General features: G+C 72.1%; 17 protein-coding genes. 11 read left to right on the forward strand and 6 right to left on the reverse strand.

Annotated elements, in window-relative coordinates; translation table 11 throughout:
* Positions 1 to 58 precede the first annotated feature (58 nt).
* Positions 59 to 1447 (reverse strand): UDP-N-acetylmuramoyl-tripeptide--D-alanyl-D-alanine ligase, encoded by a 1389-nt coding sequence (locus EDD30_RS28185; protein ID WP_071808654.1) that lies wholly within the window; start codon positions 1445 to 1447, stop codon positions 59 to 61.
* Between the two features lie 128 nt (positions 1448 to 1575).
* On the opposite strand from EDD30_RS28185, the gene EDD30_RS28190 reads away from it, so the two are divergent.
* The 3 genes from EDD30_RS28190 to EDD30_RS28200 all read left to right on the forward strand — a co-directional run bounded on the left by EDD30_RS28190 (position 1576) and on the right by EDD30_RS28200 (position 3346).
* Entirely contained in the window at positions 1576 to 1785 is a 210-nt protein-coding gene (locus tag EDD30_RS28190) for a helix-turn-helix domain-containing protein (protein WP_211277982.1), read from the forward strand.
* A gap of 39 nt (positions 1786 to 1824) precedes the next feature.
* On the forward strand, positions 1825 to 2325 hold the full coding sequence (locus EDD30_RS28195; RefSeq protein ID WP_071808653.1) for a Clp protease N-terminal domain-containing protein: 501 nt from the start codon (positions 1825 to 1827) through the stop codon (positions 2323 to 2325).
* A 217-nt stretch (positions 2326 to 2542) separates the two neighbouring features.
* Positions 2543 to 3346 (forward strand): SDR family oxidoreductase, encoded by an 804-nt coding sequence (locus EDD30_RS28200; RefSeq protein WP_071808652.1) that lies wholly within the window; start codon positions 2543 to 2545, stop codon positions 3344 to 3346.
* Positions 3347 to 3394: 48 nt separating this feature from the next.
* On the opposite strand, the gene EDD30_RS28205 is transcribed toward EDD30_RS28200, so the two are convergent.
* The 3 genes from EDD30_RS28205 to EDD30_RS28215 form a co-directional block, all read right to left on the reverse strand.
* Positions 3395 to 3850, reverse strand: coding sequence for a MarR family transcriptional regulator (locus EDD30_RS28205; protein WP_071808663.1), 456 nt, complete (start codon positions 3848 to 3850; stop codon positions 3395 to 3397).
* 171 nt (positions 3851 to 4021) lie between these two features.
* Positions 4022 to 5041 (reverse strand): fatty acid desaturase family protein, encoded by a 1020-nt coding sequence (locus tag EDD30_RS28210; protein WP_071808651.1) that lies wholly within the window; start codon positions 5039 to 5041, stop codon positions 4022 to 4024.
* A 31-nt stretch (positions 5042 to 5072) separates the two neighbouring features.
* Positions 5073 to 6176, reverse strand: a complete 1104-nt coding sequence (locus EDD30_RS28215; protein ID WP_244945427.1) for a WD40/YVTN/BNR-like repeat-containing protein — start codon at positions 6174 to 6176, stop codon at positions 5073 to 5075.
* 71 nt (positions 6177 to 6247) lie between these two features.
* On the opposite strand from EDD30_RS28215, the gene EDD30_RS28220 reads away from it, so the two are divergent.
* From EDD30_RS28220 to EDD30_RS28245, 6 genes are all read left to right on the forward strand, one after another.
* The gene (locus EDD30_RS28220; protein WP_071808649.1) at positions 6248 to 6829 is read left to right on the forward strand and encodes an antibiotic biosynthesis monooxygenase; all 582 of its coding nucleotides are present in this window, start codon (positions 6248 to 6250) and stop codon (positions 6827 to 6829) included.
* A gap of 120 nt (positions 6830 to 6949) precedes the next feature.
* Complete coding sequence (locus tag EDD30_RS28225; RefSeq protein WP_071808648.1) at positions 6950 to 8782, forward strand: sensor domain-containing diguanylate cyclase; 1833 nt, start codon at positions 6950 to 6952, stop codon at positions 8780 to 8782.
* An 18-nt stretch (positions 8783 to 8800) separates the two neighbouring features.
* Positions 8801 to 9760 carry a non-homologous end-joining DNA ligase gene (gene ligD / locus EDD30_RS28230; protein ID WP_071808647.1) on the forward strand — a complete coding sequence of 320 codons (960 nt, stop codon included), beginning with the start codon at positions 8801 to 8803 and terminating at the stop codon, positions 9758 to 9760.
* Between the two features lie 88 nt (positions 9761 to 9848).
* The gene (locus tag EDD30_RS28235) at positions 9849 to 11048 is read left to right on the forward strand and encodes a S8 family peptidase (protein WP_071808646.1); all 1200 of its coding nucleotides are present in this window, start codon (positions 9849 to 9851) and stop codon (positions 11046 to 11048) included.
* A gap of 148 nt (positions 11049 to 11196) precedes the next feature.
* Positions 11197 to 12012 carry a hypothetical protein gene (locus EDD30_RS28240; RefSeq protein WP_071808645.1) on the forward strand — a complete coding sequence of 272 codons (816 nt, stop codon included), beginning with the start codon at positions 11197 to 11199 and terminating at the stop codon, positions 12010 to 12012.
* A gap of 31 nt (positions 12013 to 12043) precedes the next feature.
* Positions 12044 to 12571: an LURP-one-related/scramblase family protein gene (locus tag EDD30_RS28245; protein WP_071808644.1), complete on the forward strand. Its 528-nt coding sequence runs from the start codon at positions 12044 to 12046 to the stop codon at positions 12569 to 12571.
* A gap of 12 nt (positions 12572 to 12583) precedes the next feature.
* Here EDD30_RS28245 and EDD30_RS28250 read toward each other — a convergent pair whose 3' ends face one another.
* Positions 12584 to 14203, reverse strand: coding sequence for a methyl-accepting chemotaxis protein (locus EDD30_RS28250; protein ID WP_071808643.1), 1620 nt, complete (start codon positions 14201 to 14203; stop codon positions 12584 to 12586).
* Positions 14204 to 14377: 174 nt separating this feature from the next.
* Between EDD30_RS28250 and EDD30_RS28255 the strand changes: the two genes are divergently transcribed.
* Together EDD30_RS28255 and EDD30_RS28260 are read left to right on the forward strand one after the other, a co-directional pair.
* A complete protein-coding gene (locus EDD30_RS28255; protein ID WP_211277981.1) occupies positions 14378 to 15439 on the forward strand; it encodes a M14 family zinc carboxypeptidase in 1062 nt (353 codons plus the stop codon).
* Positions 15440 to 15526: 87 nt separating this feature from the next.
* Positions 15527 to 16309 carry a DUF899 domain-containing protein gene (locus tag EDD30_RS28260; protein ID WP_071808642.1) on the forward strand — a complete coding sequence of 261 codons (783 nt, stop codon included), beginning with the start codon at positions 15527 to 15529 and terminating at the stop codon, positions 16307 to 16309.
* A 252-nt stretch (positions 16310 to 16561) separates the two neighbouring features.
* Here EDD30_RS28260 and EDD30_RS28265 read toward each other — a convergent pair whose 3' ends face one another.
* Positions 16562 to 17245 (reverse strand): adenosylcobinamide amidohydrolase, encoded by a 684-nt coding sequence (locus tag EDD30_RS28265; RefSeq protein WP_071808641.1) that lies wholly within the window; start codon positions 17243 to 17245, stop codon positions 16562 to 16564.
* Between the last annotated feature and the right edge of the window lie 62 nt (positions 17246 to 17307).

Below are 17307 nucleotides of genomic sequence, written 5' to 3' on the forward strand. Positions count from 1 at the left end.
TCGCGGCGTGGGGGGCCGGGTCCCGCGTGCTGTCCGCCGCGCGGCGTCGTGGCGTGTGTCAGTCGGTGGTCAGGTCGGTGCCGGCGGCCAGGGTGGTGGCGAGGGCCATCAGGCCGACGCTGTTGGAGCCCTTGAACAGCACCACGTCGCCGGGCGCAAGCTGTTCGGCGAGGGCCTCGCGGGCGGCGTCCCGGTCGGGGACGTGCCGCGTGGCCACGCCGCGCTCGGCGGCGGCCCGGCCGAGCTGCGCCGCGTCGTCGTTGCCGACCGTCAGCAGCCAGTCGACGCCCACCTCGGCGGCGACGGCGCCGACGCCGACGTGGTCGGCGGTCGACGTCTCGCCCAGTTCGTTCATCTGGCCGAGCACCGCGACCGCCCGGCGCCCGGCCGCCAGCTTGGTCAGCGTCCGCAGGGCGGCGGTCATGGAGACCGGGCCGGCGTTGTAGGCGTCGTTGATCACCGTGAACCCGGCGGGACTCTCCACCACCTGCATCCGTCCCTCCGACACCGGCGCGGCCGTGGACAGCGCCTGGGCGATCAGCGCGAGGTCGTCGGTGAAGTGCAGTGCCACCGCGGCGGCGGCGAGAGCGTTCGGCACGAGATGCTCGCCGACCAGGCGCAGCGCCACCTTCGCCGCACCGGCGGGCGTGCGCAGCGTGAACGACGCCCGCCCGGTCCCGTCGACCTCGACCGACTCCGCCCGGACCGTCGCCTCGGCGCCGAGACCGAAGGTGACGACCTCGGCGGCGGTCCGGCCCGCCATCGCCGCCACCATGGGATCGTCGGCGTTGAGGACGGCCGCCCCGTCCGCCGCGAGCGCCTCCACCAGCTCACCCTTGGCCTTGGCGATGGCCTCACGGCTGCCGAACTCCCCGAGGTGGGCGGTCCCCACATTGAGGACGACACCGACATGCGGGCGTACGAGCGACGTCAGGTACGCGATGTCGCCGACGTGGCGCGCACCCATCTCCAGCACCAGGAACCGTGAGTCCGCGGTGACGCGCGAAACGTTCTCCGGCATGCCGCTCTCACTGTTGCGATTGCCGGGCGGCGCGGTCGTCGGGCCGAGGCTGGACAGCACCTGTCCGATCAGATCCTTGGTCGTGGTCTTGCCGACGGACCCGGTCACGCCGACGACGCCGAGGCTCGGCACCCGCGCGACGATGGCCGTGGCCAGCCGGCCGTACGCCGCCAGCGTGTCCTCGACGACGATGGCGGGAACCCCCAGCGGCCGCGCCGCGAGCACCACGACGGCTCCGGCCTCGATCGCCTGAACGGCGAAATCGTGGCCGTCGACCCGCGCGCCGGGCAGGGCGACGTACAGGCCGCCCGGCTCGACGACCCGCGAGTCGAACGTGCAGAGGCCGGTCACCTGGGCCTGCGGGTCGGCATCGTGCAGGGTCCCACCGACCGCGGCGGCAATCTCAGCAAGCGTCAAAGGCAGCACGCTGGCACGTTACCGCCCCGGCCGGCCGGGTATCGCACCGCTCCATCCGGCCGGGTGTCGTACCGGCCCGGCCGAGGGGTCATCAACTTTTGTTGACGGGGAGATCGCTATCAACTAAAGTTGACGACGTGATCGATCGTGTGGAGGTCCCGGAGCCGGACGACCCCGAGGCAGCTCTGGCCGCCGTCGTGGCCCTGCGGCGACTGGCCAACCAGCTCGAACGCGCCGCCGTCGCGCACGCGCTGCGCGACGGATGGACCTGGGCCCAGATCGGTCAGGCGCTGGGCGTGAGCGCCCAGGCCGCCCACAAGAAGCTGGCGCCCAAGAAGGGGGCGTAAGCCGACGCGTTCGCGTCCTGAACCGAAGGGAACCATCCCGTGGCACTGCTGCATGCCCTGAAGGACGTTCGGACCATCAAGACTCTGCTCACCCGCGCCGGAGCCGAGGCCGTGCGCAGCGGCGACGACCTGCCCGGCCCGGAACACCTGCTGCTGTCCGCCCTCGCACTGCCCGACGGCACGGCCGCCGCGGCCTTCACGCACCTCGGGGTGGATCCCGGTGACTTCCGGACGGCCGTCGACCGGACCCACCGGGACGCACTCGACCACCTCGGCCTCACCGTCGGCGACGGGCTCGACGACCTGCCCGGCGCGGACACCCCGGCCGGCCCCTACCGCATGACCGCATCCGGACAGCAGGCGTTCCAGCGAGCGGTCACGCTGTCGAAGGAAACCAAGCCGTCACTGCTGCGCGCCGCCCACATCGTCATCGCCGTCTGCGAACAGGGCCGCGGCACCGTCGCCCGAGCACTCCAGACCCAGGGCATCGACCGCATCCACCTGGCCGCCGCCGCCCGAGAGGCACTAGCCACCCCCTGACGCCGCACGGCTCAGGCGGAAGCCCGTCCGCCGCCTGCACATTGGTGGCCGGCGGCCGGCGCCTGCATATCGGTGGGCCGGCGGCCGGCGGGCCGCGATCTGGTGGCGGAGCCGGCTCCCGTGCCGCGGCCGGTGACGGTCGTCGGCGGATGGGCTGAGACCGCGTGCGGGTGATCGCCCGGGCGTCGGTCGGGGACTGGACCGGTATGGTGCGTCGATGGAACGCACCGCGTTGGTCACCGGGGCATCGTCGGGCATCGGCCGGGCCACGGCGGCCCTGTTGGTGGCGCATGGTTATCGGGTGTGGGGGACCAGCCGCAGCCCGGAGACCCTTGCGCCGGAGCAGCGGGCCGCCGGCGTCGACTACCTGGCGCTCGACCTGACCTCGGAGGAGTCGATCGAGGCTCTGGCCGATCGGCTGTCCGGGGTCGACGTCCTGGTCAACAACGCCGGGGAGAGCCAGTCCGGCCCGTTCGAGGAGCTGCCCGGCGACGCCCTGCGACGGCTGTTCCAAGTCAACGTTCTCGGCCCGGTGCGGCTGGCTCAGCTCGCCCTGCCGGGCATGCGGGAGCGGCGCCGCGGCCGGGTTGTCATGGTGGGTTCGATGCTCGCGTCGTTTCCCCTCGCCTACCGCTCCTCGTACGTCGCGACGAAGGCGGCACTGAAGGGCTTCAGCGACGGGGCGCGCCACGAGTGCTCTCCCTTCGGGGTCTGGGTGACCACTGTGGAACCCGGATCGATCAACACTGGCATCAGCGAGCGCCGCACCCGGTACGTGGCCGCGGACTCCCCGCATCGCCGCGATTTCGAGACGATGCTGGCCGCCCTCGACCGCAACGAGCGTGCCGGGATCTCCGCGGACCGCGTCGCCCAGGCCGTCGTCAAGGCGATCGAGGCACCGCGGCCGAAGCCGCTCTATGCCGTGGGCAGCAACGCTTCGCTGGTCTTCGCCCTGCGCCGGGTCCTGCCGGCAACGGTCGTCGAGAAGATGGTCCACCGCAGGCACGACCTGACCCGCTGAGCGGAGCAAGCCGGATCATGTCGGCCCATGATCGTTTGAAGATGCCGCCTAGGGAAGGTCGCTGTTGCCGCCGAGGTTACTGATCATCCTTCGCAGGACGTTCAGGCCGGCAACGTACTCATCGGTCTCGATGCCGCCGTGTGTCCGCTGGTGGACCTTCTGACTACGGGCTGCCGCGCGTCGGCGACCGGCCTCTCCGGCCTCGGTGAGGGCGAGGCGGCCGTCGGCCTGCGTGACCCATCCGCGAGCGGTCAGGTCGGCGTAGATGACCTCGAAGTCGAGGCCCTGCCTGTCGAACGGGGAAAGCCTGGCGGTGAGGGCGGCGCGGGTCCACTCGCCGGGGGCGCCGGCGACGTGGTTGAGGATCCACCAGTGCGGTTGGGTGAGTTCTTCCTCGCCGAGGGCGGCGCGGATGCTCCCGATGATGAGCTCGTTGGCGACGCCGGTCCAGTAGCCGATGGGCTGGGCGGCGAGTTGCTCCCGGGGGTATTCCCTGATCGTCATGTTCGGACCGTAGGAGTTCAAGGTGAGTTGAGGTCAACCCGGCGGCAGGATCGTTCTGCGGACCGGGCGCCGCGCGGAGCCGGGCTACGACAGGACCGCCACGTCCTGCCATGCCACACCACCATCGCCGCTCTACTCCATGGATCGAACCCCTTGGAGATGAGTCTCGGCTCAGGGGCGTAGGGGTGCGCCGACCTCGTGCAGGTGGCGGAGTGCGATGCCGTACGACCTTGCCAGGCTCGTCATCTCGTAGGGGACGCCGATCTCCGCGCAGTACGCCTGCACGATCGGCTGGGCTCGGCGCAGGTTCGGCGTCGGCATCGCCGGGAAGAGGTGGTGCTCGATCTGATAGTTCAGGCCGCCGAGTGCCATGTCCGTGAGGCGTCCGCCGCGGACGTTGCGGGACGTCAGCACCTGCTTGCGCAGGAAGTCCTCGTCGCCGGTGGGGTGGGGCATCCCCTTGTGGTTGGGTGCGAACGTCATGCCCAGGTAGACGCCGAAGAGGGCCTGGTGCACCGCGACGAACGCCAGCGCCTGCAGAGGGCTCAGCACGAGCACCAGGGCGCACAGATAGCCGGCGACGTGCGCTCCCATCAGGGCACCCTCGAGGGCGCGGTGCTTGACGGTGCCCGTACGCAAGGCCTTGATGCTGTCCTTCCTGAGGCTCAGGCCGAGCAGCGTGAGCAGGGGAAAGAACAGCCAAGCCTGGTGGCGGGTGAGCCACCGGTCGAAGCGTCCCCGGCGGGCCGCCGCCGCCTCGGCCGACCACACCAGGACCGCCGGGGCGACGTCCGGGTCGAGGTCGTCGTGGTTCGGGTTGGCGTGGTGCCGGGTGTGCTTGTCCATCCAGTAGCCGTAGCTCATGCCGACGGCGAGGTTGCCGGCGATCCTTCCGGCGCGGGCGCTCGGCCCGGCGGTGCGGAAGACCTGCCGGTGCGCGAGGTCGTGGGCGACCAGGGCCACCTGGGCGAAGGTCACCGCGAGGAAGGCGGCCACGGCCAGCGTCCACCAGGAGGCGCCGACCAGGAAGAACGCGGTCCAGCCGCCGATGAGCATGAGGCCCACGACGCTGAGGCGTACGGCGTAGTAGCCGGGCTTGCGGTCGAGGAGGCCCGCCCGGCCGATCCGCCGGGCGAGCACTGCGAAGTCGCTGCCGGCCGTCGTCGCCGGCCGTTCGATCGTCGTCGTCATGCCTCAAGGCTTCCGGGACGCGGGCCCTGCGTCAGGAGTGCAGGCCCCCGAACAGTGGTAGGGACAACCCCACCCCGGTACCCCGACCACCGAGGTGCAGGCGGGCCACCCGGCCTTGTTCGCCGGACGCCCAGCACGCCCCGCCGGCGCACCGCACCGCATCGAAGCTCCCCTGGTCGAACTCCGTCCACGTGCGCCCGCCGTCGCGGCTGATGTCGCTGCCGGTCGGACCCACCGCGAGCACCGTCGCGCCGCGGGCCCAGGCCGCTCCCGAGCGGTATTCGCCGGGCTCCTCGCGGGCCGAAGCCCAGGTCCGGCCGCCGTCGCGGGTGGTCGCCGCCGCGTCCGGCGCGGTGTCCGGCGCGGCGTAGTCACCGCCGACCGCGACGCCGTGCCGGGGGTCGCGGAACGCCAGGCTGTAGACGCCCGCGCTGGGCCCGCTCGGGATGCCGCCGTCGGTGACCTGCCAGGTGTGTCCGCCGTCGGCCGTCGCGAAGACGCGGGCGCGCTCGGCGCCGCCCGTGGCGAACCAGGCGCGCCCCGCGCCCCGCCGGTCCGCGGTGACCAGGCAGGTGCCGCTCGCCGCGAAGGCGAACTCACCGGGCAGCGCATCCGGCATGCCCGTGCCGGAGCGCACCTGCCAGGTGCGGCCGCCGTCGGCTGTCGCCAGGATCCGGAACTTTCCGCCGACCGGATCCGACAGGGCCAGGCCGTGGTGGCGGTCGAGGAAGGTCACACAGTCGTAGAACGCCGCCGGGTCGTCGTTGCGGAAGGTCTCGGTCCAGGTGGTGCCGCCGTCGTCGGTCGCGTACAGGCGGGACTGCTCGCCCTCGCCGATGGTCAGGGCCACCGCGTGGTCCGCGTCGAAGGCCTCGATGTCGCGGAACTGCAGGTCGGCCGTGCCCGGCGGGTCGACGCGCTGCCAGGTGCGGGCGCCGTCGACCGTGCGCATAACGGTCCCGCCGGAACCCGCCACCCAGGCCACCGAGTCGCTGACCGGGGCCAGGCCGCGGAAGCGGGCGGTGACGCCCGTCTCGGAGAGCCGCCACGTCGGCGCCGGGACGCCGGTGCTGAAGCCGCTGCTACCGGCGAGGGCGGCCAGGGCGAGGGTGGCCATCGAAAGCTTTCGAATCATGTCCGCGGAATTTACTCCCCGGATGTCCCGATCGCCGCCCTCGAGGCGGGCCGGGGGCCGAGGATGGGGGCATGGAGACCGTCACCGTGGCGATCACGCGGAAAGCCGACCCGTCGCGCAACGCCGAGATGCTCGCGTGGGTGCGGGCAGGCGTGACGCTGGCCGAGCACTTCCCGGGCTTCCTCGGGGTCGGCTGGGTCCGGCCGGTGGTGGGCTCGACGGACTGGCACATGCTCTACCGGTTCGCCGACGCGGACGCGCTGCACGCGTGGGAGGACTCGCCGCAGCGCCGGTGGTGGCTGTCGTCGGCGCAGGGCATGGTCGAGCACACCCGGGTGGAGAAGCGTACGGGCATCGAGGGCTGGTTCGACCCGCCGCGGGAGCTCTCGGTGGACGAGCTGACCCCGCCGCCCGCCGCGCCGCCGCGGTGGAAGCAGGCCGTCACGATCTGGATCGGCTTCTTCCCGCTGAGTCTGCTGTCGTCGGTCACGCTCATGCCGGCGCTGGCGGGTCAGCATCTGGTCGTCCGCACGCTGGCGATGACGCTGTGCCTGACCCCACTCATGACCTATCTCGTCCTGCCGCAGGTCACCAGGTCGCTGCAGTGGTGGCTGCAGGGCCGCCCGCCGCCCTGGCGCGGCCGGCGCGGCTGAGGTGGTGCCGCAGGGGCCGATGGGGCCGCGGTGACTCTGCTACCGGACGGAAACCTGCTCGGCGGAAACCCTTCAAGTCGGCCTCGCCGCACCCGATGTTCTCCGGCGAGGAGGCATTCGATGCGGCTGCGCAACTGGATCGCCGTGGTCGTCAGCGTGCTGCTGCTGGTGGCCGTCGGCATCGTCGGCGTGCTGGTGAACCGTTCGGCGCTGCGTGCGGCCGACACGGTGCACCGCGCCGACTCACAGGCGCTGGCGGTCAACAACGCCACCCTGGCCGGGTCGATGCAACTTCTCTCCGCCAAGGAGCTCAGCGAGTTCGCCTCGGGTCGCCCCTTCACCCTGGCGCCGGGTCAGGCCGCCGATCGCAAGATCCTCGAAGCGTACGTCAAGAAGTCCGCGCTGTTCCCGTACGGCGCGGCGCTCACCTCCCTCGACGGCAAGCTGCTCAACGCCACCCGCCGCAATCCGCTGCCCGATGCCGACGACCCCGGCTACGGGGTGATGCGCGATCAGTTGCTCGCCGGCAAGCCCGGCTTCTCGCCGGTCATGAGCGTCACCGACGCCAAGGGCGTGCCCGTCGCGGTTCAGGCCGTCGCGGTGCCGATCGCGGTCGAGGGCGCACCCGTGGCGCTGCTCATCGGCTACCAGAAGCTCGCCGACACGACGCTTCAGGCGTACACGTCGAAGCTGAAGTCGGCGGCGCACACGACGCTGATCGTCGATCCTGTCGGCGTGACCGGCATCAGCAGCGACCCGCGCAGGATCGGCAGCCAGGTCGATCCGGCGATCGTGGCGGCGGCCCGGGCGAACGCGACCGGCGGCGCCTTCGCCGAGTACGAGCTCGACGGCGTCGAGATGATCGCCATCGTGGTCACCGGGGACGTCCTGCCGGGCGGCTGGTCGTACGTGCGGACGCAGACGACCGCCTCCTTCGACGGCGCGGTCCACCGCCGCAGCCAGACGATCAACCTGACCCTGCTCGCGATGCTGCTGATCGGCGCGGTGGGCATCTCCATCCTCGGCTACCGCACCCAGGTCCAGCGCCGGCGGGCCGACGAGAAGTTCCAGGCCCTGTTCCAGCACGCGCCCGACATGGTGGCCGTGCTCGACGCGGACGGGCGGCTCTCGTACTCCAGCCCGAGCGCGGCGTCGGTGCTGCACTTCCCGCCGGGTTCTCTGCAGGGCAGCAGCGTCTTCGAGCTGGTCCACCCCGAGGACCGGCCGCGGATGATGGAGGCCTTCGGTCGGCTGTTCGACGACAAGGACAGCGTGCTGCGTCTGCAGACGCGCGTCCTCAACGCTGCCGGCAACGCCACCTGGTTCGAGTTCACCGCCTCCAACCAGATGCACAACCCGGCCCTGAACGGCATCGTCATCAACGCCCGCGACGTCTCCGAGACCCGCGCCTTCCAGGAGCGGCTCGCCCACGAGGCGCAGCACGACGCGCTCACCGGGCTGCCCAACCGCCGCCGCATGCAGGACGCCCTCGGCTCGTCGCTGCGGCAGGAGCCGGTGGCGGTGCTCTTCGTCGACCTGGACGGCTTCAAGCCGGTCAACGACGCCCACGGTCACGAGGCCGGCGACGAGCTGCTGCGCCAGGTCGCCGACCGGCTCGGCTCCTGCGTCCGCGAGCAGGACGTCCTGTCCCGGGTCGGCGGCGACGAGTTCGTGGTGCTCATGCCCGGCATCACCAACCGTGAGGACGCAGACGCGATGAGCGCCCGGGTACGCCTGGCGGTCGAGCGCCCGTTCTACGTCCAGGGCAGCGAGGTGGTCATCGGCGCGAGCGTCGGCGTCCACGTCGCGAACGCGGCGGACGATCCCGACCAGGCGCTGCGCGCCGCGGACCACGCGATGTACGAGATCAAGCACCTTGGCGGCGGCCGTAATGCGGCGATCCCGGAGCAGCGCCATCTGGTTCACGTGGGCCGTCACCGCGCGGAGGCCTGAGCCGCTACGTTGTGATCCATGGCCACGAAGCCGCCCGCGGTGGAGGTCGAGGCGGGGGAGCACACGGTACGGATCTCGAATCCCGGCCGCGTGTACTTCCCGGAGCTCGGCCTGACCAAGCTCGACCTCGTCCACTACTACCTGAGCGTCGGCGACGGCATCGTCCGGGCGCTGCGGGAACGCCCGTGCATGCTGCACCGTTTCCCGGACGGGCTGGCCGGCGAGAAGGTGCACCAGAAGCGGGTGCCGCACGGCGCCCCGCCGTGGCTGCAGACCGTCCGGGTCACCTTTCCCCGCTACAACCGGCACGCCGACGAGCTGTGCGTGACCCGGCTCGGCGAGGTGATCTGGGCGGTGCAGATGTCGACGGTCGAGTTCCACCCGTGGAACTCGCGGCGCGCCGACACCGAGAAGCCCGACGAGTGGCGCATCGATCTCGATCCGATGCCGGACTGCGACTTCGCCACCGTACGCCGGGTCGCGCACGTCGCCCACGAGGTGCTCGACGAGCTGGGGATCACCGGTTTCCCGAAGACCTCCGGCGGGCGGGGGCTGCACGTCTACGTCCGCGTCAAGCCGGAGTACGGCTTCGGCGACGTCCGCCGGGCGGCGCTCGCGTTCGCCCGGGAGGTGGAGCGCCGCGCCCCGGACGAGGTGACGACGACCTGGTGGCGCAAGGACCGTGACCCCGCCAAACTCTTCGTCGACTACAACCAGAACGCCCGGGACCACACCATCGCGAGCGCGTACTCGGTGCGCGGCAACCAGCGCGGCACGGTCTCCACGCCGATCCGGTGGGACGAGATTGACGAAGTCGACCCCGATGACTTCACGATCGTCACGGTTCCGGCGCGCTTTGCGGAGCGGGGTGACCTGCACGCCGCGATCGACGACAAGGCCCATGACCTGCGTACCTTGCTGGAATGGGCGGAGCGCGACGAGCGCGCCGGCCTCGAGGGCCCGGCCGAGACCGACTGAAAAGTCGGTTGTCTCGAAACATTTTCAACTATCGATGTAGCTGTTAGTTTCACGGAACGCAGTCAACCCGTCACATCGGGAGGCGTTCATGCAGACATCGGTGCGGTGGACGATCGCGGCAACTGCGGCCGTCGCCCTGACCACCCTCGGCCTGTCGGCACCCGCTACCGCGGCGCCCGCCGAGAAGCCCGTCCTCGCCGCGTCCGGCGCCGAGGTCGTCCCCCACAGCTACGTCGTGGTTCTCAAGGAGGACCGGTCGGCGGTCGCCGGGCGGGCGAAGAGCCTCGCGAACCGGCACGGCGGCACGGTACGGCAGACGTACTCGCACGCCCTGCGCGGCTTCGCCGCGACGATGAGCCCTCAGCAGGCGCGGCGCATGGCCGCCGATCCCGAGGTCCTCTACGTGCAGCACGACGTGATCCACCGGGCGAGCGACACCCAGACCAACCCGCCGTCGTACGGGCTGGACCGCATCGACCAGCGCAGCCGGCCGCTGAACCAGGCGTACACCTACTCGACCGGCGCGGCGAACGTGCACGCGTACATCGTGGACACCGGCATCCGCACGACCCACCGTGACTTCGGCGGCCGGGCGACGAGCGGGTTCGACGCCGTCGACGGCGGCACGGCCGACGACTGCCACGGCCACGGCACGCACGTGGCGGGCACGGTGGGCGGCACCGCGTACGGCGTCGCCAAGAGCGTGCAGCTCGTCGCGGTCCGCGTGCTGAACTGCCAGGGCAGCGGCACGACCGCCCAGGTCGTCGCCGGCATCGACTGGGTGACCGCCAACGCGCAGAAGCCCGCGGTGGCCAACATGAGCCTCGGCGGCGGCGCCGACACCGCCCTCGACAACGCGGTGAGCCGGTCGATCGCCTCCGGCGTGACCTACTCGATCGCCGCCGGCAACGGGCTGTTCGGCCTCATCGCCCTGGACGCGTGCACCCAGTCGCCGGCCCGGGTCCCGACCGCCCTCACGGTGTCCGCCGTGGACACCAACGACCGCAAGGCGAACTGGGCCAACCGCGGCACCTGCGTCGACCTCTTCGCGCCGGGCATCGGTATCACCTCGGCGTGGGCCACGAACGACACCGCCTCCAGCACGATCAGCGGCACCTCGATGGCGGCACCGCATGTCGCCGGGGCGGCCGCCCTCTATCTGGCTACCAACCCGACCGCTACGGCGGCGGCGGTGCACTCGGCGATCGTGAGCGCGGCGACCACGGGTGCGGTCACGAACCCCGGCTCCGGCTCGCCGAACCGGCTGCTCTACACCGGCGGCTTCTGACCTCGGCAGCGGGCGGCGGGTTACCCCGGAAGGAGTACCCGCCGCCCGTGACAATTTCGGAGAATGCCCAGCTCGGAAGCGATATTTCGGGGGTCGGCCCAGATCGCGGCGGGTGGCCGCGGCATGGGCGCGGTGTCAGCATGTGTCAATGCGCTCCGGCCACCGTGACATCCCGAACGAGCGACCGTCCTGGTTCGACCCGCCCGGCGGGATCCCGCTGCCGCGGCGACCGCAGTTGTCGGACCGCCCCCAGCAGCGACGGGTCTCCGAGTGGGCCGCCGCCGGTTGCGAGCCGATCGCCGGTGGCGTCGCCCGGGGCGCGCTGTGGCGGTTCACCGTGGCCGTCGCGGACGTGCTGTATCCCGGCATCGGCATCGCGGTCGCGGCGGCACAGCGGGTGACGAAGTGGGGTCCGCGGGTGAAGGGCCTCAATGACGAACGCGGCGCCGACGTGAAGATCGGCCTGATCGGTTCGGAGACCCTCGGCCTCTGGGTGCTCTTCCGGACCCGGCTGGGCCAGTCCGATCTCGGACCCCGCCCCTCCTGGTGCCTGGACCTGCCGCTCGCCCGTCCGGGCCCGTCCGGCCCGCCCGGCCCGCTCGGCCCCTCGGGCCCGCTCGGCACCGAGGGCATCCGTCGGGATGCGTCGGTCATCTCCGGCATCGAGGACACCCGGCCCGCGGACGTGGCACCGCTGCTGCTCGTGCCGCCCGCGCTGGGCGCGGCCACGCGGGTGCTGGTCCGCGCCGATGTGCGGCGCCGGTCCGGGGTGGTGGCGGTGGACGCGGGTGACGGAGTCTGGCAGCGCCGGATGTTCTTCACCGTCGTGCACCCGGCGGGCCGGACCGGCAACCACCGCGACCGCTACCGGGTGATGTGCCCGGTCTGCGCCCGCCGCCGCCTCGCCCAGTTCCGCGGCTTCGACGTCTGCTCCGACTGCGGATGGCTCGACGCCCGGGTCTGACAGGCTTGCGCGCGCTGGCGAAGATAGACGAATGTACGCGCCCTTCGCCGGCGTCCTTCTGCTGCCGGACGCCTCCTTCCTCGGCACGACCTCCACCGTCACGACCGCCGACGGCACGCCTGTCGCCACCATCCACCGCGAGGCGTGGACGCTGCGTCAGCGCTTCGAGATCCGGGCCGCCACCGAAGCGTCGCTGCTCGCCACCGGCGCGCAGGCCGGTTTCTGGGGCAACAAGTACGAGCTGATGGGCCCGCAGTCGCAGTTCCTGCTCTCCCTGAAGTTCAGTGGCTGGACCGGCCCGACCGGTCCCGGCGTCGTGTCGCTGCCGGACGGGAGGGTGCTGACCACCAAGGGGAGCTGGACGGCACGGCAGTTCACCCTGACCGACGAGGCCGGCACGCCGGTCGCCGAGCTCAGCAACCGCGGCGGGCTGATGGCGGCACGGCAGAGCCTCGCGTTCGAGCTGCGCGCGCCGGTGCTCTCCGTCGTCCAGGCGATCGGCCTCGCCCAGTGCCTCCGCGCCGCCGTCGAGTCGGCGGCCACAGCGGTCGTGGCATAGCGGTCTCCGCCGTCAGACCTTGAAGGTCGTCGCCGTACGGTTCATCTGCTCGGCCATGTGGGTGAGCTCGTCGATGGTGGTGCTGCTCGCGGTCACGGCGTGGTGGGTGTTCTGGACCGTGGTGGCGACCATGGTCACGTGTTCGGCGATCTGCGCCGAGCCGGTGGCGGTCTGGGACACGTTGCGGCTCATCTCGGCCGTCGTGGCGCTCTGCTCGTCGACGGCGCTGGCGATCGTGGTCACGTACTCGTTGATCCGCTCGATGACGCCCTGGAACGTGCCGATGACCTCGGCGGCGCCGGTGCTGTCCTCCTGGATGGCGCGGACCCGGTTGCTGATGTCCTCGGTGGCCCGGGCGGTCTCCTGAGCGAGGTCCTTGACCTCGCCGGCGACCACGGCGAAGCCCTTGCCGAGCTCGCCCGCGCGGGCGGCCTCGATGGTGGCGTTGAGGGCGAGCAGGTTCGTCTGCTGGGCGATGGCGTTGATCACCTTCACGACCGCGCCGATCTCCGACGACGAGCTGGTGAGCTGGCGGACCCGCTCGCCGGCGACGCTCGCCGCGTTCAGCGCCTCGCCGGACACCGTCGCCGCCTGGGAGGCGCTGTGCCCGATCTCCTGGATCGACACCTCCATCTCCTCCGTCGCGGCGGCAACGGTCTGACTGTTGGTGCTGACCTCTTCCGCCGCGGACGCCGCGTTGGCGACTCCGGTTGCGGCCTCGTCCGATCCGGTGACCATCAGGCCCGCACCCGCGCGCAGCGCCTGGGAGGCCTGCGAGAGCTGGGCGGCGTCGGACTTGATCTGGGCGACGGCCCCGCCCAGGGTGTCGGCGGCCTCGTTGACCGCCGTACCCATGTCGCGCAGCTCGCCGCCCATGCCCGCGGTGTCGACCCGCCGCGTCAGGTCCCGGCCCGCGACGGCTTTGAGCGTGGCCACCGCCGCGGTGAGCGGCGCGACGATGCTGCGCCGGGTCGCCCACACCAGGGGTACCGCCAGCAGCAGCGCCACGGCCATGCCGACGCTGAGCTGGATCTGGGCGGTCCGGGACGCGGCCGTAGCAGCGGCGGCGGCGGCGTCGCTGCGGGACTGCGCGCTGTCGATGAGCACCTTCGTGCTCTCCAGGATCCGGAAGTAGATGTCCCAGGAGGCGCCGCCGATGGTCTCGTTGGCCTTGCTCACCGACGCCGGGGTGCCCTCGGCGAACATCGCGGCGATGCTGTCGTCCATCTTGAGGAACGCGTCCCAGTCGGTGCGGAGCGCCTCGAAGGTCTTCGCCTCCTCCGCGGTCATGGCCGAGGTGTCGACGCTCGAGAGATGGGTACGCAGCCGCCCGACGACCTCGAGGTAACCGGCCCGGCTCACCGCGTCGGGCTTGACCGCCTCCTTCGGGTCACCGAGGGCGGCCTCCCACGCGTACGCGACCTGCCAGCCGCTCACGTCGGAGTTGAAGTACTTGATCTCCTGGACGGCGCGGCTCAGCAGCAGCATGTCTTTCATGTGTGCCACCGCCCGGTCCTGCGCGCGCAACGCGATGAGACCCACGATTCCGGCGGCGAGGAACAGGGCCGTCACCGTGCCGAGGCATACCACGAGACGTGCGCCTACCCGCAGGCGTCCCAGAAGAGAAAGCATCAGACTCTTTCTTCCCGTCGTGGCCTTTCCTCCCCACTACCCATATCGGCGCGCCGGCCGGGGAATTGAGCCGCCTTGGACGGCCGGTTCGTCATCGGAAAGTCATGGTTGCCCGGCCCCGCCTGCCCTAGGTTGGTACATAGCCCATCGTCGATGTCGATCAAGGGGGATCGGATGAGGTCGAGGCTGTGTGCCGTCGTGGGTGCCGTGGTCATCGGCGCCGGTCTGCTGACGCCGCCGAGCGCGAGCGCCGCGCCGGGCGCGCCGCAGGCACCGTCCGTGGCGAGTCTCGCCGCGAGCGCGCCCGCCGGTCTCATCCCGGACCGGCCCATGCCCGAGGAGGTGGCCCGCGCGCTGACCCGCGTCGCCCGTGCCAGCGACGGACGGGTCCGGCTCGGCACCGTCGGGAGCAGCAACGAGCAGCGCCCGCTCCCGCTCGCCAGCGTCGGCACCGGCGGCGTCCGCCTGCTCTACCTCACCCAGCAGCACGGCGACGAGCCGCTGGGCACCCCCGCCGCGGTGCGCGCCCTGTGGGCGCTCGGCGTGCCCGACAGCGCGTGGCACCGGTGGCTGCGCTCCCGGGTGACCCTCGACATCGTCGTGCAGGTCAATCCCGACGGTGCCGTGCGCAACCAGCGCTACAACCACGATCCGAGCGCCGGCGGCGAATATTCCGAGCCCGGCGTCGGCTACGACATCAACCGCTTCCACAATCCGCTGACGCCGATCGAGGACATCCCCGTCCCCGAGGCGCGGGCGATCCTGCGCCGGTGGCACGCCACCCACCCGGCGATCGTGGTCGACTACCACATGCAGGGCCGATACCTGCAGCCCGACGGCCGCGAGACCACGGCCTCGATCCTGTGGCCGACCACGACGCTCGCCGGCGAGGCGGCGGTGACGCGCTCGCGGCAGGTGGCCGTCCGCAACTTCGACGTGCTGACGTCCGTGGCCGGCGCCAACGTGACCCGCTATCCGGGCGGCGACTACGAGGGCATCGCGCGCAATGGGTACGGCATCCTGGGCAGCGCGTCGCTGCTGGTGGAGCTCTCCGACCTGCCGCCGGAGCAGGCGGACTTCCAGATCCGCACCGCGTTCACATCGATGATCGCCACCGTCCACGGCGCAGCGAACGGCAGCCTGTGGCGCACCGACCCGGCCCGCGCCGACACCATCCCGGAGCGCGGACCATCCCTGCCCGACGTCACCACCCTGCGGCGCGCCGACGCCGCTTGATGCCCCCGGGCCTGATCCCGTTCGCAAGACATGGTTCCGGCACAGGGAGTGCGGAGGAGGCCGAGCACGAAGAGCAGGGAGGACACCATGACGACCACGCCGAACGGACCGGGCGCCGCGTTGCCCGGCCGGCCGCCCGTTGTTGACCTGGCCACCTGGCAGGCTGCCCGCGACAGGCTTCTGGTTCGCGAGAAGGCCCACACCCGCGCAGGCGACGCTCTCGCGGCGGCGCGCCGCCGGCTGCCGATGGTGGAGTTCGACGGGACGGTCGTGGTCGTCGGCGCCGACGGCCCGGTTCCGTTTCTGGACCTGTTCCAGGGCCGCGACGAGCTCGTGGTCTACAAGCACATGTGGTACGACGGCGCACCGCACCAGGGGCAGTGCGAGGGCTGCACCACCACGGCGTGGCACGTGAAGGACGCCGTCTATCTCCACGCCCGCGGCGTCTCGTTCGCCTTCCTGACCACGGGCCGGTGGGAGGAGGTGGCCTCCTACGTCGAATTCATGGGCTACACCCAGCCCTGGTATTCGGTGCGCGACGTCGACGCGCCGGTCGGCGGCGACATGGGTTACCTCACCTGCTTCCTGCGCGACGCCGACCGCGTGTTCCTCACCTACGCCACGACGGGCCGTGGCAACGAGCCGGCCAACGGGTCACTGGCTCTGCTCGACCTCACGCCCTACGGCCGCGGCGAGGCGTGGGAGGACAACCCCGAGGGCTGGCCCGAGGGGCGTGACGCGTGCTGGTACTGGCGCTCGGACGCCGACGGGACCGCGACCTGGGGTCCGGCCAGCCGGCCGGTGCCGCAGTGGACCCGTCCCGGCGCGACCCCGGTGGAGACTCTCGGCCGCATCGGCCATCACCACTGACGCGCTCCCACCGCAGCGGGGGCGCAGGGGAGTTGCGCAGCGCGGCCCCGAGCGCGTGCTGCCCGGCGGCGAGGATGCGCCGCGTGCGGATGCGGTAGCCGAGCACGTCCTGGAGGTGGGCCAGCACGGGCTGCACGCTGCCCGGCGGCACCCCTCGCGCGGTGAGGACGCTGGCGAGCCACGCGACGAACTCGGTGAAGACCGTGCAAGCCGTCCTCGTCCCGTTGCGCCCGGACGGGCAAGGGGCTTCCGCTACGGATCGGTGCGCGTACCCGCTCGGCGCTCGGACCACGACGCCGTGCCGGCCAGGTTGGCGGCGCCGCCGGAGAGGACGGCGCGATGGGCGGCGCGGGCCAGGAGCCGGCCCCACTGCGAGCGCGGGCCGGCGTACTCCGCCTCGGGACCCGCCGGTGGGCAGAGCACGGCGACCGCGTCGGTGGCCGTGCCGGTGGCGGCCAGGCCGAGCTCGCGGATCGCCTGGGTCTTGGCCTCGGTGAGGGTGGCTACCGCGTTCACCAGGGCGCCGTGGCTCAGCCGCCGCGGCACCCAGGCCACGATGTTGACCGTCCCGGCGTGCGGTGCCGCCTCCGCGGTGGGCGCGGCGGCCTGGATGGGCGCGCCGAGGCCGACCGTGGCCCAGAGCCGGACCCCATCGTCGTCCGCGGTGACCACGTCGGCGACGTCGACGCCGGTGAGCAGGCCGACGCCGGGACCGGCCAGCCCCAGCCCGGCGGCGATCTCGGACAGGTGGTCGGCCGGGTCGTCGCGGTCGTAGGACATCGGTACGGTCGCGTTGACCAGCCACCGGCAGGGCCCGATCCCCCCGCCCAGCACCGCCGACGAGATCGCGAGCACCGGCTCGGCCAGGCGCCAGACCAGCAGCGGAACGTCGCAGCCGCTCTCGTCCCGGTGGGTCAGGAGCGGTTCGGTGATCATGGCCCGACCCTACGCGGGGCCGGCCTCGCCTCCGCCGGCGGTCCGATCCGCCTCAAGATTTC

It is taken from the genome of Couchioplanes caeruleus (assembly GCF_003751945.1).
GTDB lineage: Bacteria > Actinomycetota > Actinomycetes > Mycobacteriales > Micromonosporaceae > Actinoplanes > Actinoplanes caeruleus.